Genomic DNA, 16227 nt, shown 5'->3' on the forward strand with positions numbered 1-16227 from the left:
TTATGCTTCTACTCAGGCGGTGTATACGGGAGGTTTTCGCAAGTCTATGTAAGTCTTTGGCTATACCCCCGTACACACCCTCCTCCCTCAGTTGAATACCTTTGCGGCGCGCTCACGGATTTCGTCGGGCGTCAGGTCTTCCTTGTGGGTCGCTACAAACCAGATGACACCATAGGGATCACGCAAAGTGCCGGTGCGGTCACCATAGAACTGGTCTTTGATTGCGCTGATCTGAATGGCGCCTTTGTTGATGGCGCGTTTGAAACAGGCGTCAACGTTCTCGACATACAGGTGCAGGGCAATCAGTCCGTCCTGAGACTTGCCAAAGGGCGACTGATCACAGGTATCGGCCAACATCAGCGCCGATTCGCCAATGCGCAGCTCAGCGTGGCCAACCTTATCGTCGGGGGTGTCCAGGCGGAACATTTGATGGGCACCAAAGACTTCGGTGTAGAACTTGATGGCCGCATTGGCATCTTGCAGGCCCAGGTACGCGGTGATTCGTGGTTGTCCTTCGGGAATGGCTTTGACTGTCATGATGGAAATCTCCTCTAGGCGTGACGGCTGGCGTATGACGATCGCGCCGACCAGGCCACCTATTGGGTATAGGCGTTCCTGCTCAAGGTTGCCGTGACGCCCGTCCGGGAGCCGAAAAAACGCGAGTAGCACTAGCTCGCAGGAACGGCTTTAGCCGCGAGGGCGCCCTCCCGGCTAAAGCCGGTCCTACAGAGGATGGTGCTCCAAAGAACGCGAATACCCAGGCCTGCCCACGCCCTCCATACTGGCCCGGTCATTCAGCGACTCGCGCGACCACCTGAACACCTCCACCCCTTCGTCTCAACAACCTGCCTGTCGATGCAGGTGGCGCAGCCATGGCTGCCTAGGAGTAATGGCTTGAAAATCGTACTTTCCCGACGCTCGGACCCCGACCTGTATCAGGTCATGTGGATTACCCTGGCGCTGTTCCTATCTTATCTGTGCGTTGCGATGTCCCTGCCGGTGACGTCGCTGTATGTCAGCAGTCAACTCGAGCTGGGCAATGCCCTGGCCGGGCTGGCCGTGGGCATCACCTCTGTCTCCACCATCCTCACCCGCAGCCTGGCCGGTCGCCTGTCAGATCATCACGGTGGCAAGTACGCCCTGGTGCGAGGTCTGTGGGTCTATGGGGTGGCGGGGCTGATTTGTCTCCTCAGTGGCTGGCATGGCCTGTCGCCGGTACTGGCCTACGCCGTGCTGATCGTCGGGCGGCTGCTGCTCGGTCTTGGCGAGAGCATGGCCCTGGTCGGCTTGCTGGCCTGGGGCTTTGGCATCATGGGGCCACAGCGCTCAGGGCGGGTCATCGCTCTTGTCGGCATGGGCATGTATGGCGCGTTTGCCGCAGGTGGTCCGCTGGGGCTTTACCTGTTCGAGCAAAGCGGCGTCATCGGGGTCATGACCGCCTGCGCCCTGGTGCCGTTGCTGGGCCTGGCGATGGTCCTGCCCCTGGCCGCAGTGAAACCTGCCGTCGGTGAGCGCCCATCGTTCTGGCGGATCATCGGGCAGATCTGGCAGCCCGGCCTGGTGGTCTGCCTGCAAGGTGTCGGCTTTGCCGCCATCGGCGCCTTTATCCCGTTGCTGTTCCTGCATCAGGGCTGGCCCCATGCCGGGCTCGGCCTGACCTGCTTCGGCGCAGCGTTCGTATTGATGCGCGTGCTGTTCGGTCATTTGCCGGACCGCGTCGGCGGTATTCCGGTGGCGATGGTATCGATGGCGATCGAAGCAGCAGGCCAATACCTGCTGTGGAGTGCCAGCAGCCCCGAGGTGGCCCTGGTCGGCGCCTTCCTGACCGGGCTCGGCTGTTCGATGATCTTCCCGGCCATGGGTGTGGAGGTGGTGCGCCGCATACCGCCGCATCTGCGCGGCACTGCGATGGGTGGGTTTGCCGCCTTCCAGGACCTGGCCTATGGCCTTACGGGACCTGTGACCGGCTTGCTGGCTGACCATTTCGGTTACGGCGTGGTGTTTCTGGTGGGCGGGCTGGCGGCCAGTCTGGGGTTGATGGTGCTGCTCAGTCTGGCTAAAGGTCATCGGGAGTTGGCTATCTAGATAGCTATAACGCGAGTCTGCGGGAGCTACTGAAGGGTTTTCGCGCGCGCTACAAAGCACCACGTCAAACGCCCACAATCGCGTGAGAACTTTGCGCCAGATAACCTAGACTTCAGCACCTCACAAGGTTTCAACAGGTCTCGCCCATGGGATGTCCGCAAGTCTGTTCCGGTGCCACCCTGCAATGCAGCTTCGGCGTCGCACCGTCGATGCTCAATGTGCTGCCGGTCAATCGCACCTTGGTGTCGAGCATGCCGGCGGCGAACCTGATGGACCATATCCCCCTGGTCAATATCCTGCCCTTCGGCATGTGCCAGAGCCTGGCCAACCCCATGGTTGCCGCAGCCACTGCGGCGGCACTGGGCGTGCTGGTGCCTATGCCGTGCATCCCGGCCACCGCCGCGCCGTGGATCCCCGGCGGTGCACCGACCATGCTGCTGGGGCCGATGCCGTCGCTGGACGCCAACAGCATCCTCATGTGTACCTGGGCCGGGGTGATCAAGATTGTGTATCCAGGGCAGGTGCAGATGTTGATTCCGTGATCGGTGAGATGCCTGACATGGCGACTATCGCTTGGTCAACACCATCCCGCAGCAGCTGCCAAAGGCTGCGAATGGGTCGACCTGATACACCGCTATTGCAGCCTACGGCAGCTCCTGCATCTTCGCGGGCAAGCCCCGCTACAACAATAACAGTCAGATCTCCGGCGGCTGCCGCCACTTCAGCCACCAGGCCTGCCAGCGGCCCATGGCCTTGCCCTCCTCGTTCAATGGTCGGCCATCGGGGTTGAACGAGCGCCCCTGCTCCAGCAGCTTGCCATGGTCATAGTCCATCTTCGCCGCCAGTTTGCCGTTGCCATGAAAGCGCTGGGACGCGCCATGCAACTGGCCCAGCCGGTAATGCTCGCGCGAAGCCAGGGTGCCGTCTTCGAAGTAGCTGTTGACCACGCCATGGAGCAGCCCGTTCTGATACTGCGCGTCGCGGATCAGCTTGCCCTGGGGACCGTAGAATTGTGCCGGCCCGTGCAGCTTGTCCTGACGGTAGTTCATGCGCGCACTGGGCTGGCCGTTGGAGTGGTAGATAAGCATCGGGCCGTCCTGCACGCCGTTGCGATAACTGAGCACGGCCTGGGGCCTGCCGTCCTCGCTGATGCGCGAGGTGCCGTGCAGTTGTCCTTCGGCCAGGTTGGCCTGCAACAGGCTGGAGGGACGCTGTACTTCGATCTTGCCTGATGTATCCATCGCCTGCTCCTCAGTTGACCTTCACGATACCGCCCTTGATGGTCAGCATCGCGCCGCCATCCACCGTCTGCTCGGCGCCGCCCTTGTTGGTCAGGCTAACCCCGGCATCGTTGGTCATGGTGGTGCCCGCCTTGTTGTCCAGGCTGGTGCCAGCCTGATTGGTCAGCGCCGTGCCCGCCTTGTTGGTCAGGGCGGTGCCGGCCTGATTAGTGAGGCTGACGCTGCTCTTGGCCATGAAATCTCCATCGCTTTGCAGGGTCAGGGTGCCGGTCACCTTGATGGTCAGATTACCGTCCACGGTCAGGGAATAGTTGCCTTTGACCGTATGGCTGTAATTGCCACTAGTGGTATGGGTCTGATTGCCGCCGACCTTGAGGGTACGGTCGGCCTTGACGTCCAGGCTATCGTTGCCGGTCTGTAAGGTGACGCTGCGGTCGCCCTTTTCCAGGGTCACGGTCTCGTTGCCTTCCTTGACCGTACGGGTGCGCGTATTCTGGACGGTCAGGGTCTCGTCGTGGCCGACGGTGGCCGTGGTGTCGTTGAGCACATTGACCTTGAGGTCCTTCTGCGCCTGGAGAAATACCTCTTCACTGTCCTTGAGGTCTTCGAAGCGCAGTTCATTAAATCCGTCGCCGCCCTTGGAGGATTGGGTCTTGATCCCGGACTGAGTCTGGTTGGCCGGCAGTTCGTAAGGCAGCGCATTTTCGCCGTTGTACAGGCAGGCGGTGACCAGCGGGCGATCCGGATCGCCGTCGATAAAAGTCACCACTACTTCCTGGCCGATGCGCGGAATGAACTGCATGCCGAAACCCTTGCCGCTCCAACCTTGGGCGACCCGCACCCAGCACGAGCTGCTTTCGTTCTTCTCGCCCAGACGATCCCAGGGAAACTGGATCTTGATGCGTCCGTACTGGTCGGTCCAGATGTCCTCACCGGCCTTGCCCACCACCCGTGCCACCTGGGTATGCATATGGGGCTTGGCGGTCAGGCGCAGAGGCCGATAGTGGGTGGACTTGGGAATGGCCTCGAAGCGATTGCGATAGTGCTCGTGATCGACATCATGACTGACCGACGTCACCACCCACTCGATGTTGGCCGCACTGTCATCATGACCGGTCAGGGTGAAGCTGTAGCCCGGTTGCAACCAGCGGCAGTCGCTCTCGCCGACAAAACGCATGGCCGCGCTGCGCAGGGCATCGATGCGTACTTTGTCCAGAGCATCGCCACGGGCCTTTTCGGTAAACCCGCCGGGGTATTCGTAGACGGTCAACGGCCCACTCTCGGCAGCTGCCTGGCCATACAGCGAAGTGGTCGGCGTGACAAACTGATAATCCGTAGCGCTGTAGGTGCCGGACACCGCCTGCCGACAGATACCGCCGGAACGCACGCCAAGCAATTCGCGATTGCCCATCTGCTGACCGAGGAAGGCAATGCTGGCGCCGTTCGGGCAAGGCAGGAAAGCGTCGTTGCTGTCGGCCAGAATCAGGGTATGAATACCGTCGGCATGGCTGAAAAACCAGAAGATGCCCTCTTCCTCCAGCAGACGGCAGACAAAGGCAAAATCGGTCTCGCCGTATTGCACGCAGTACTCACGCGGCTGGTAGCTGCCGGTCAGTTTGAGCGTGTAATCAGTGAAGCCATGCTTACTGAAAATACCCGTCACGATATCGCTGGTACTGAGGTTCTGGAACACCTGATTGTTGCGCGCCAGGGTCAGCCACCACAGCCAGGGACGCAGCACCAGTTGGTAATGATCAGCGGTGGCATCGCCCGGCAACTGACGGATTTCGGCGCACAAGGCATCAATGATCCGCGTGTTTTCGCCACTGTGCAGGTTGATCGTGACATGACTGGCAATGGCGCTGCTCAGGGTCAGCGGCGTCTCGCTATGGCCGTCCAGGGCCTGCCAGCCCAGGCCATTGAGACTTTCCTCACCGCGCCAGGCGTCGGGGTACAGGTCAGCGACGGCTGAAGCGGTCAGCGAGAGGCTGGTATTGCTGTCGGTAGAACGGGGCATCGATACCTCTTGATGATTGTGTGGTTAGGTGCCGGCTTGCTGGCGATAACATCGGTTCAGTCACCCGTACACTGCGGGCGCCTCCAAGGCATCCTCATTCCAATACCCATTGGGCGAGCCTGCCCGCCACCTGATTCATCAATACATGCTCCACATCCCGCGCCCCCGCCGCGCTGCAGCGGGCCAGTACGGCCTTGACGATGCCGTCGTCGTAATCGAAACGCTTGCCGGTGGCGGCCAGGTAGCGGGCGCGGAGTTTTTCCAGCTTGGCCAGGACAATCCCTTCCAATACGGCGTTATCCAGGGCGCGGTACGGAATAACCGTCATCCGTGCCAGAAAGGCCGAGGCGAAGTGCTGATGCAGGGTCGTTTGCAATCGAGCGTTGAACGCCTCGCTGGCCTGTTGGCGTACCGGGGTATCAAGCAGCAGTTCGGCGCCGACATTACTGGTGGCGAGGATCACGGTGTTCTTGAAATCCACCACCAGACCGGTGCCGTCCTCCATTACGCCCTTGTCGAAGACGTTATAAAAGGCCTCCAGCACATCGCGGTGAGCCTTTTCGATTTCGTCCAGCAGCACCACGCTATAGGGCTTGCGCCGCACCGCCTCGGTCAACACCCCGCCGCTGCCGTAGCCGACATACCCCGGCGGCGCGCCCTTGAGCTGGCTGACTGTGTGAGCCTCCTGATATTCCGACAGGTTGATGCTGATCAGATTGCGCTCGCCGCCGTACAGAGCGTCGGCCAGCGCGTAGGCGGTCTCGGTCTTGCCCACCCCGGTCGGGCCGAGCAGCAGGAACACACCTACCGGCTTGTGCGGATCGGTGAGCCCGGCGCGGTAGGCCTGCAAGCGCTGGGCGATGGCCGCCAGTGCCGGGCCCTGGCCCATGATTCGTTGCCCCAGGCGGTGCGCCAGGGTGCGCAAAGCATAGGCTTCGTCGGCGAGCATTTTGCCCAGCGGGATGCCGGTCCAGCCGGCAATCACGGCGGCGACGATACGTGAGTCCACCTGTTCCGGAACCAGAATGTCGTCCTGACGAATCACCGCCAACCCGCTTTCCAGGCGTGCCAGTTCCACGGCCAGTTGATCGATGCGGTTGTCCAGTTCAGCGTCATCACTGGCCGGGTCGACCTGTTCAGTGAGTTCCAGCAGTTGGTGACGGGTCTTGAGCAACTCCACCACCGATTCTCGCTCCTGGCTCCAGCGTATTTGCAGCTCCTGAATGGATTGATGGTCCTCGCGCTCCTGAACTTCCAGCACCTCGATACGTTGCGTGTGCTCGTGGCCGGTAGCCTGTTCGCGGCGCAGGCGTTGCAGTTCACTCAGGTTCGAGGCCTGACGATGACGCAGGCTTTCCAGCGCCGGGGGCACGTCGTGCTGGGCCAGGGCGACCCTGGCGCAGGCGGTGTCGAGCACGCTGATGGCCTTGTCCGGCAACTGCCGCCCGGAGATATAACGCTGGCTGAGTTTGACCGCGTCCTGGATTGCTGAATCCAGCACCTCGACGCCATGGTGCTGTTCCAGGCGCCCGGCGACAGCCCGCAGCATCTGCACGGCGGTGTACTCATCCGGTTCTTCGACCTGCACCAACTGGAAACGCCGGGCCAGCGCCGGATCCTTTTCGAAGTATTTCTTGTACTCCAGCCAAGTGGTGGCGGCCAAGGTGCGCAGCTCTCCCCTGGCCAAGGCCGGCTTGAGCAGATTGGCCGCGTCGCTCTGGCCTTCAGCGGCCCCGGCACCGATCAGCGTATGGGCCTCGTCGATAAACAGAATGACCTTGCCCGACGCACTGCGCACGCCTTCGATCACCCCTTTGAGACGCTGCTCGAACTCGCCCTTGACCCCGGCCCCGGCCTGCAGCAGCCCCAAATCCAGCACCCGCAGGCTCAGGCCCTGCAAGGCTGGCGGAACGTCCCCCTGAGCGATGCGCAGGGCCAGCCCTTCGACCACGGCGGTCTTGCCGACGCCCGGCGCGCCAACCAGGATCGGGTTGTTCTGTCGCCGCCGCAGAAGGATGTCGATGCACTGGCGAATTTCTCCGTCGCGACCAATGATCGGGTCGATACGGCCCTCGCGAGCGTCGGCGGTAAGGTCCTGGGTGTACTGCTCCAGTAACGGGCTGTCGTCACTCGCCTGCGCCGAGCCATGAGCCGTTCGGGCCGGGGTGCTGGATTCGCTGGAACGTTCGATACAGGCCGCCAGCTGACTGCGCAGGGCTTCGCGGCTGATACCGGCCAGGGACGGCATGCTGCCCGGCAGCGCGGCACGATGCTCATCGCGATCGACCAACGCCAGCAGCAACAGCCCGGAACGCACTCCGTTAAAGCCCAGCACACTGGCTTCGATCACGGCGTCTTCGATCAACGCCACCAGTTGCTGCGACAGCAACGGATTGCGGGTATTGCCGGTCTTGAAACTGTCCAGCGTGGCATTGAGCTCGACGCTCAGGCGTTCGCGCTGCACGTTCAACGCTGGTAGCAGGAAGGCCAGGTCGCCGCCGTCGATATCCAAGAGTTCGAGGATCAGGTGTTCGGTTTCGACGAAATGCTGGTTGCACTGCTGACTGCGTTGTGCGGCCCGCTCCATGGCCTCACGGCACGGGCTGTTGAGGCGCGAGATCAGCGCGGCGATGTCCATGTCAGGGCACCATGTGCTGTTGCAGTGTCAGGTCGACACTGAATTCACCGTCGCGCTCGACCCGATTCAGCCAACTGCTCCACCCCAGGCGAGATGGCTGCGCGTGACCCAGCACGGTGGTTTCGGCGCGAATGAACAGCAGGCGCAACGTGCACACCAGATCGGCGCCGAAATAGAACGAAGCCAGCGCCTGCAGCTCGACGTGACCGGCACTGCCCGGCAGAAAAACTTCAGCGGCCTCCCGCTTCAGCAGGCCGAGGGTGATCCGCACACCGCGCTGCTGATCCCACACGCGGCTGCCGCAAATGGCGTTGCGGCCCAGTGTCAGATTACGCCCCGCGCGCCCCAGGCAGGTCTGATTGGCCTCGGCAATCTGGCTCCAGCCGCCCTGGAACCCTTCGAGGCGCACCGGCAACTGAAAGTGATGTTTGAGCAGGCTTTGTAACCCCGCCAATGAGCGCCGGCCATTGGCAAGCAGACCGGCACGGGCGATCAGGGCTTTTTCCGGAATCCGGGCAAGGGTGTCCATCGGTCGCGGCCGCAACCCGCAGAGCGCCAGCAATTGCTGATAGACCGGACTGCGCTCCGGGGCCTGGTAGGGCAAGGCGACGCGGTGCTTGAGTTGAACCCGGTATAGCAGGCTCAGCAGGCGATGCTGGAACAGATCGAGAAACGCCATGGTGCCGCGGTCCTTGAGCCGCGCACGCTGTTGCAGCCACTCCTGATAGGCATAAGGCAAAGGGCCGTCAGGCCCGCCGAGACCAAACACCGGCGTGTGCAGGACCAGCCGCGACGGCGCTGCGGCGTCCTTTTCATGGGGTACAGGACCCTCGCGCAGACTGCCGATCTGGCTCGCGGAAAACTCCGGCAGCAAAGGGCCGCGCAAACGCACGACCTCCTGTTGCGGGTCATTGCTGCAGGCCAGCGACGGGACATCCGGTTGCTCGCGCTCAAGGATCATCAACGCTTGCACCAGTTCGAACCGTTGAGGTGCGCGGCGCAGTAACGCCCCTAGAGAATCAGGCCGGGGTCGCTGCTCGGTTGCCATGTCTTGATCTCCTTATCGCCATCGACCAGCACGGTACGAATAAAGCCGTTGGCATTGGCATACAGGGCGAAAAAATGCGCCAGCACCCCGGAAAACAATACCCGGCTATTACCCGCGAAATACTTGGCCGGCAGATTCAGGCGTACTTCCAGGCCATTGCGCCAGCCGCGCCAGGCATCCTCGCCGACCCGGTCGACCACGCGCAGGGTGTGCAGGCCGGTGATGTGGTTGATCTGATGCTGCACCGTCGTATCGTCGCGGACGTTATGCAAGGTCAGCATCTCCTTGAGAGAAGTTAGCGCGTGCGGGCCTTCGACCAGGGATGCGTGATTGAGGTTGAGTTGCGACACCAGACGCCAGCGCGACGAGCCCTTGAGCGGCGCGATGGACTGCGCGGTCGGGTTTTTGAGCAGGACTATTTCCGCCACCGGCCCGCTGCTTTCGAATTTGAGCTTGGTATTGGCCGGCAATTGCTCGGCCATGTGCCGATTGGTGCACAGCACCTTGGCCGTGAAACTGTGGCCGGGCAGCGTCTGGCCGGGGTTGAAGTCGCTGTCGACCAGGCTCAACAGCAACTCGGTGCCCGCGCGGTCCGGGGTATAGCCGCTGACCCGCCGGGCATGCCAGAACAGCGGATTCCTTTCGGTGCCGTGCTGGGATCCGTAGTACGGCGTCACGGCGTGAAAGCGCTGACCATCGGTGGTAGCGCGGATGTTCTGAATGCTGTGGATTTCCGTGCTGTCATGGCGATGGGAGTCAGCCACCAGTCGGTGTTCGCTTTGCGTGCCGTCCGGACGCAGGGTTTCGGCGGTACGCGCAAACAGGTTGATCACCGGCGTACAGCCTAGAGAGATGTCTTCGCGTTGCAGGCTGACCTGACGTTCAGGCGGAATATCAAAACCGATATACACCTGCAGACGATCAGTCGCCCCAGGGGGAATGCTCAGCGGAATGTCAAAAAAGGCGAACTTCTCCGGAAAGGAGAAATACTCGACCAACAACCGCAAGCCCGGATGTACCCCGTCCTCTTCCGGCAATAGATGTTCATCACCGGCAAAGCCCACCGGCACCGGCAAGCCATCAATGTCCTGGCGCAGACCGTCCGGCACCACGCATTTCATCTTGACGCTATGGGCTGCCAGCAAGTCATAGAGAAAAGCCCGGTTGCCCGGCGAGCCGGACAGGTGGATGCGCAGGGTCGTCAACTCGCCGACTAACGCCTGCCAACCCTTTTTATCCGTGCACCGCAGATGCAGGCACAGTGATGACGGCACCTGGGCCAGCCCGCCATCGGCCAACGCCCGGTCGCCGTCGAGCAGGGTCACGTCATCGACCTGCACCGGCCACAACGTCAGGTCAGCACAGGTGCGAAAGTAAATGCTGTCGGCCTGGGCCTTGTCCGGCTGCTTGAAAACCGACGTCCCGCGCGGCAGGACATACCCGGAGGCCAGGCTGGTTTCGGGAGACTTGGGCAGGAAACGGGCAATGGCGCAGGACGGCATAGGCCGCAGAATCAGCGGATACAGCTGTTCCAGCAAGGCGTCACTGAATTGCGCGTAACCGTCATCGAGCCGCCGTTGCAGGCGTGCCGCCAGCAGTGCAAAACTTTCCAGCAAGCGTTCGACGTGGGGGTCCTGAGAGCCCGCCGGCGACAGTTTCAGATTGGCCGCCAGCGTTGGGTGGCTGGCGGAAAAGTCGACCCCGGCGCGATGCAGCCAGGTCAGTTCACGTTGGTAATAGTCCAGCAGTGCCGCGTCAATCGAATCGCTCATGCCTGACCTCAAAACCACCTTCACCCAGGCTCATGGAGAACGCCATGCCTGATTTCGCCATGCCGCGAATATGCCCGAACACCCGTACCGTCATGCGGCTGCGTTGCCCGGCGACAGCCTGTACATCGATTTCTTCCAGTACCAGACGCGGTTCGAAACGGTTGATGGCCTTGCGCATCTCCCGCATCAGCGTGCGGTGGTCTTCCTCACGATCGGCATAGAGAATGCTCCAGTCACCAATGCCATAGTCAACCACGCTCGGCGTCATGCCATGCACCCGTTCACTGCGTCGGGTATTGAGTAGACGCTCCAGCTCCAGGCGGATCGACTCAGCGATCCGCTCGGGATCGTCAGCCTTGAAACCCTCTTCCTGACCGTCGGCCAGCAGATCGAAAAGTGCTACGCGCATAAGGGATTTCCGATCTTTTAAGGAAGATCAAACACATGTCGAACAGCACAAAGCCTTTGAATCAGAGGAACTCTGTGGGAGCGAATTCATTCGCGAAAGCGTCAGCACAGGAGATACATTTGTCTCGAATGTACTGGCCTTTTCGCGAATGAATTCGCTCCCACGTATTTGCTGCCGGACCGGTTCTCCTGCACAACAGCTTTCAGTCGTTGAAACCGGCAGCCATCAGGCCTTAATCAGCTTGTTCGCTGCCAGGTCCCACGTGGTCGCCGCCGTGCCTTCCTTGGTGCCGTCGTCTTTCTGCGCAGTGAGCTCCCATTTGATCTTGGTGAAGTTCAGGGAAATGGTTTCTACCGGCTTGCCACCGGCCCCACCGCTGACGCTGACGTTGGACAGGATCACGTTGCTCAGTGTGTAGATGATGAAGGGCATGACCTGGCCGCTCTCTTCAGCGGCGTTGCGCGCCACGATCACCTTGGCTTCGGGGATCGGCTTGCCAGCGCAGCAATAAGTATTGAGGGTCGGAGTCGACGAGTCGACGAACTTGGTCAAAGTGAACTCGCCGATATGCGGCTTGCCTGACGTGCGTTCGGAGTTGCTGACGTCGTTGGTGACCTGCATGGCGACGTTATGGCTGTAAGACATGATTTCAATTTTATCGGTGTAGCCTTCGATCAGGGAGTCGCCCTTGATCGTGGCGCCCAGGTCCAGAATGATCGCATCCATCGGGTGTATTTCCTTGTTCGGTTTGCAGGCTGGGAAGCGCCCGCCAGGTCACGGCGGGCGGTGCAGCGGTTATCAGGCCGCAGCCGGTGGTGGCAATGCGGCAACCAGACGGATAGACGCGGTCAGCTCCTCGAGCTGGAAATGCGGACGCAGGAACACTGTCGCCCGATAGCTGCCCGGACGCCCTGGCACATCAGTGACGTCGACCCGGGCTTCACGCAGCGGATACTGCGCCTTGATTTCCTGGGGCGCGTTATCGTTGATCAGCACGTAATCGGCGATCCAGTTGTTGAGGTAGGTCTGCACGTTGTCACGGGTGGCGAAACTGCCCACCTTGTCGCGCAGGATCACCTTCAGGTAATGAGCAAAGCGCGAGGCGGCGAGCATGTACGGCAACATGCCGGAGATACGCGCGTTGGCGTTGGCCTCGAAGGTGTTGTAGGTCTTGGGCTTGTTGGTGGTCTGGCCGCCGAAAAACACCGCCAGGTTGCTGTTCTTGCGATGGCACAGGGCGATAAAGCCCAGGCTGTCGAGCTCCTTTTCCCGGCGGTCGGTGATGGCCACTTCGGTCGGGCACTGCAACGCCAGGTCACCGGCTGGCGTGCTGAAGGTGTACACCGGCAGGTCGGCACAGGTGCCGCCACCTTCCGGCCCACGAATCGCTGCGCACCAACGGTACTGGGCGAAGGCTTCGGTAATGCGTTGGGTTAACAGCCAGGCCGCATTGCCCCAGAGGAATTTGCGCGGGTCCGGCGCCAGCAGTTTTTTCTCAGGTGTGCCGCCATCGGCGTCGTTGGCCGCGCTGTCATCGTCCACCGAAACCACTTCGGTAAAGGCCGACATACCTGGCACCGGCGCGTTTTCCGGGTCGTAGGGCTGACGTGCCAGATAGTGCGGCAGGACCATGGAAACGTAGCGCGAATCCTCGGTCTCGCGGAAGGCGCGCCACTTGATCAGGGCACCGCTTTCAAAGACCTTGGACAAGTCACGGGGCACCGACAGGTCGGCGAAGCTCTTGATATCGAACAGTTGCGGGGCAGCCGCCGTGATGAAGGGCGCGTGGGCGGCGGCGGCGACGTTCGACAGGCGGGTCAGCATGTCGATGTCCTGGGCGCTGCGACCGAACTCGAAGTCGCCCATGAGCACGCTGAACGGGCTGCCGCCAAAGGTGCCGTACTCTTCCTCGTAGACCTTCTTGAACAAGGTGCTCTGGTCGAATTCGATGGCCTTGGCCAGATCGTTGCGCAGCTCGTCCTTGGTCAGGTTGAACAGACGCAGTTTCAGCGAAGTGCCAGTCTCGGTATTCATTACCAGTTGATGCAGGCCACGCCAGGACGCCTCAAGGGTCTGCAGCTCGGGGGCGTGCAGGATCTCGTTGAGCTGGGCGTTGATCATGGTGTCCAGCTCGGCGATACGCTGGCTGATGGTCGCAAGCATGTCCTCGTTGGCCTGGACCTTGGTGCTTTCCACTTCAGCGGTGAACGCGCTGAGCATCAGCCGTGCGTATTCCTTCTGTTTATCGTCCGGTTCCTGAGTCATCGTCGCGACGATATTGTCGAGCAGGGACGGTGCGGCGAGCGTCGTGGTGGTGGTCGTTTCAGTGCTACTGGTGGGCTTGGCCATCGCAGTTCCTCCATGAAGGGAAAACGAATCAGGATTTGGTCACGTCGTCGCCGTCTGCCGGCGCTGCGGGATCAGCCTTGGTGTCGCCTTCATCGGCGACTACGCTGTCAGCCTTTTTCTCGGCGGCCGGCGCAGGTGCAGGCAGCGCCGCAGGTGCCGGGGTTCCCGCATCCGTCAGCAGTTTCTGGAAGCTTTCGCGCTGTTCTTTGGTGGCCAGGCTGTCACGCAGGCTCTGATCCAGCACTTCGTTGCCATCGAGCTTGATCAGCAGGTCCTGCAACTTCTGCCGACGATCGAACAGGTCTTTGAGGACCGGCACCTTGTCGACGATGTTTTCCGGGCTGAAATCATCGAAAGCGGAGAACTCAAGACTGACCTTGAGGTTTTCGGCGCCGCCGCCCAACAGGCTGCGGACCTTGAAGTCCAGGTTCGGCTTGATCTGCCTGAGCACAGTGTCGAAGTTGTCGCGGTCGATATCGACGAATCCGCGTTTATCCATCGATTCGGACGGCGTGACCTTGCCAGACAAGTCGGCGAGGATCCCCACCACCAGCGGCAGTTCCTTGGTCTCGAAGGCATTGCCTATTTCAACGTCGTAGGTGATCTGTACACGCGGAGGACGGTTCCGCCCCAGGTAACGCTGCTTACTTTCACTTGCGGCCATGCCCTACTCCTTCTGGCGTATCTGCCGACATTTCGACGACAGAACTGCGCGGACGGGCGCGGCAAATTCCTTGGCCGCACCAACTGTGCAAAACCTTAGAAGAGGTCTATAAGAAATCAAGAAACAAACTGAAAAACTTATTTTGGAATGCCATGAAGCCCATTTGGTTCCCAGGATTTCGAGCAGCGGCAATCCTCCTTGGTATTTTTCTGATCAGTGGCTGTGGTCTGTTTCCTCCCAGGGTGGAATTGCAAAGTGTCACCATTGATGTGGAACCCAAGGCCAACAACAACACGCCCGTTGCCCTGGATTTTGTCGCCGCCAACGATGCGCAGATGCTCGAGCGCCTCAAGGGCACTCCCGCCAGTCAGTGGTTCGAGCAACGTCAGCAGTTGCAGCGCGACTACCCCACTGGATTCACGGTGTGGAGCCTGGAAGTGGTGCCGGGGCAATTCATGGCCCTGAAAGATAATCCGCTGCACAGCCACAAGGCGGATGGACTTTTGATCTATGCCCGCTATAACACTCCCGGAGCCCACCGTTTGCTGCTGGATGCGCAGAACAGTATCTGGCTCAAGATCGGCTCGCGGGAAATGCGCCTGCTCGATGCTCAGGGTCAGTGAAGTCAGTTTTCTCAGGATGGCCAGGAGTGAAGGATGCGCGGTATCCCGGATGCAGTTTGTTGGTCTGAGGGCATGCACTTGTTGCCCCAGCATTTTCAGTTACAAAGCCTGCGTGCAGAAACCCTGAGTGCCCGTCTGGCCGAGGCCGCCCATCCCTGGTACTGGGGCGTGCGCAGCCTGCAGGTAGACAGCCTGGCCCTGAGTGGCGCAACCCTGCATGTCACCGATCTGGATGCAATAATGCCCGACGGGCTGGTGGTGGATTTCGACCCCCGGCTGGACCAGGACTTTCCCCTGCAACTCAAGCTCACGCCCGAGGACTTCGCCGATCAGGACAGCCTGCTGATCTATCTCGCCGTGGACCCGCTGACCCGCAACGATGAACTGGAGCCGCTCAAGGGGCGGCTGCGCGACAGCAATATCAGCGAAATGCGCGACCTCAACAGTGCCAGGGTCGAAGCCAATGTCGACCGGGTCACGGTCTGGCGTCCACGCCTGCGTCTGGCCAGGTACGAAGACCTGCTGGACGCCAAGCGTCTGCCATTGGTCCGTCTGGGCTTCGAAGACCAGACCATCCGCCTGATGCCGTACACGCCGCCCTGCCCCACGCTGCTGCATGACTCGCCGCTCAACGCCCAGATCAGTGACTTATGCCTGTTGGTGCGGCGCAAATGCGAGTTTCTGGCCGGACGCCTGAAACAATCTCAGGACAGCGGCCACACCCTGGAAAGCGCCGAACTGCGCATGCAATTGAGCGCATTATGGGCACGTTTGCCGGAGTTACAGGCAAATCTGGAAACCGGCATCGCCCATCCGGCCACCCTGTACCTGCAATTGGTCGGGCTGGCCGGTGCCCTCGCCAGCCTGCAACCGGAGCAAGGCGTGCCAGCCTTTGCGCCGCTGCACTATGAGGATTTGCAGAGCGGCTTCGACAAAGTGCTGGAATGGCTCAATGAGCGTCTCAATGGCATTCGCGTGGGCTATCGCCGACGCAGCTTCCAGTACAAGGACAAGCACTTCTTCATCGAACTGCAGGATCGCATCAGCTCCGAGCAGCAATTGGTCATCGGCTTGCGCATGCCTTCGGGGACTACCACCCAGGCCGCTCGTGAATGGCTGGAGCGGGCCATTATCGCCTCCCGCCCGCAATTGCCGTCCCTCAGCCGTCAGCGTCAGCACGGCCTGAAGTTCACTGCACTGGAACGCAACGAACAGGTGGCTTACGGGGTTGGCGAGGAGATTCGCCTGTTCAAGCTGCAGGCCCGTGGCGAATGGTTCGTGCCGGACACCGACCTGTGCCTGTTCGTGCCGCCCGGCAGCGGCTGGGTCGATCCAGCCGACATCCTCATTTTCGACCCCAGCAAACGGGACTGAATTGCAT

At 61.1% G+C, this 16227-nt stretch carries 14 protein-coding genes; 4 read left to right on the forward strand and 10 right to left on the reverse strand.

From position 1 onward, the window contains the following. Positions 1 to 87: 87 nt before the first annotated feature. Entirely contained in the window at positions 88 to 537 is a 450-nt protein-coding gene (locus M2401_RS14240; RefSeq protein WP_259103750.1) for a VOC family protein, read from the reverse strand. A 357-nt stretch (positions 538 to 894) separates the two neighbouring features. Here M2401_RS14240 and M2401_RS14245 point away from each other — a divergent pair, with 357 nt between their 5' ends. Next, positions 895 to 2085, forward strand: a complete 1191-nt coding sequence (locus M2401_RS14245; RefSeq protein WP_259103752.1) for an MFS transporter — start codon at positions 895 to 897, stop codon at positions 2083 to 2085. Positions 2086 to 2231: 146 nt separating this feature from the next. After that, on the forward strand, positions 2232 to 2627 hold the full coding sequence (locus M2401_RS14250) for a DUF4280 domain-containing protein (protein WP_259103753.1): 396 nt from the start codon (positions 2232 to 2234) through the stop codon (positions 2625 to 2627). A gap of 153 nt (positions 2628 to 2780) precedes the next feature. Here M2401_RS14250 and M2401_RS14255 read toward each other — a convergent pair whose 3' ends face one another. The 9 genes from M2401_RS14255 to tssB form a co-directional block, all read right to left on the reverse strand. Next, a complete protein-coding gene (locus tag M2401_RS14255) occupies positions 2781 to 3326 on the reverse strand; it encodes a toxin-antitoxin system YwqK family antitoxin (RefSeq protein ID WP_259103755.1) in 546 nt (181 codons plus the stop codon). Positions 3327 to 3336: 10 nt separating this feature from the next. Beyond that, positions 3337 to 5343, reverse strand: coding sequence for a type VI secretion system tip protein VgrG (gene tssI, locus M2401_RS14260; RefSeq protein ID WP_259103756.1), 2007 nt, complete (start codon positions 5341 to 5343; stop codon positions 3337 to 3339). A gap of 94 nt (positions 5344 to 5437) precedes the next feature. Next, positions 5438 to 7981: a type VI secretion system ATPase TssH gene (gene tssH / locus M2401_RS14265; RefSeq protein ID WP_259103758.1), complete on the reverse strand. Its 2544-nt coding sequence runs from the start codon at positions 7979 to 7981 to the stop codon at positions 5438 to 5440. A gap of 1 nt (position 7982) precedes the next feature. Beyond that, the gene (gene tssG, locus M2401_RS14270; RefSeq protein WP_259103759.1) at positions 7983 to 9029 is read right to left on the reverse strand and encodes a type VI secretion system baseplate subunit TssG; all 1047 of its coding nucleotides are present in this window, start codon (positions 9027 to 9029) and stop codon (positions 7983 to 7985) included. Next, complete coding sequence (gene tssF, locus M2401_RS14275; RefSeq protein WP_259103760.1) at positions 8993 to 10801, reverse strand: type VI secretion system baseplate subunit TssF; 1809 nt, start codon at positions 10799 to 10801, stop codon at positions 8993 to 8995. The genes tssG and tssF overlap by 37 nt, the downstream gene beginning before the upstream one ends. Beyond that, positions 10785 to 11210: a type VI secretion system baseplate subunit TssE gene (tssE, locus tag M2401_RS14280; RefSeq protein ID WP_259103761.1), complete on the reverse strand. Its 426-nt coding sequence runs from the start codon at positions 11208 to 11210 to the stop codon at positions 10785 to 10787. The genes tssF and tssE overlap by 17 nt, the downstream gene beginning before the upstream one ends. Before the next feature lie 225 nt (positions 11211 to 11435). Further along, the gene (locus tag M2401_RS14285) at positions 11436 to 11936 is read right to left on the reverse strand and encodes an Hcp family type VI secretion system effector (RefSeq protein ID WP_259103762.1); all 501 of its coding nucleotides are present in this window, start codon (positions 11934 to 11936) and stop codon (positions 11436 to 11438) included. A gap of 72 nt (positions 11937 to 12008) precedes the next feature. After that, positions 12009 to 13559, reverse strand: a complete 1551-nt coding sequence (gene tssC / locus M2401_RS14290) for a type VI secretion system contractile sheath large subunit (RefSeq protein ID WP_259103763.1) — start codon at positions 13557 to 13559, stop codon at positions 12009 to 12011. 28 nt (positions 13560 to 13587) lie between these two features. Further along, positions 13588 to 14223 carry a type VI secretion system contractile sheath small subunit gene (gene tssB, locus M2401_RS14295; RefSeq protein ID WP_259103764.1) on the reverse strand — a complete coding sequence of 212 codons (636 nt, stop codon included), beginning with the start codon at positions 14221 to 14223 and terminating at the stop codon, positions 13588 to 13590. Positions 14224 to 14375: 152 nt separating this feature from the next. On the opposite strand from tssB, the gene M2401_RS14300 reads away from it, so the two are divergent. Together M2401_RS14300 and tssK are read left to right on the forward strand one after the other, a co-directional pair. Beyond that, the gene (locus M2401_RS14300; RefSeq protein ID WP_259103765.1) at positions 14376 to 14846 is read left to right on the forward strand and encodes a type VI secretion protein; all 471 of its coding nucleotides are present in this window, start codon (positions 14376 to 14378) and stop codon (positions 14844 to 14846) included. Positions 14847 to 14879: 33 nt separating this feature from the next. Next, positions 14880 to 16220 (forward strand): type VI secretion system baseplate subunit TssK, encoded by a 1341-nt coding sequence (gene tssK / locus M2401_RS14305; RefSeq protein WP_259103766.1) that lies wholly within the window; start codon positions 14880 to 14882, stop codon positions 16218 to 16220. The last annotated feature ends 7 nt before the right edge of the window (positions 16221 to 16227 follow it).

The sequence above is a fragment of the Pseudomonas sp. JUb42 genome (genome assembly GCF_024807945.1).
Lineage (GTDB): Bacteria > Pseudomonadota > Gammaproteobacteria > Pseudomonadales > Pseudomonadaceae > Aquipseudomonas.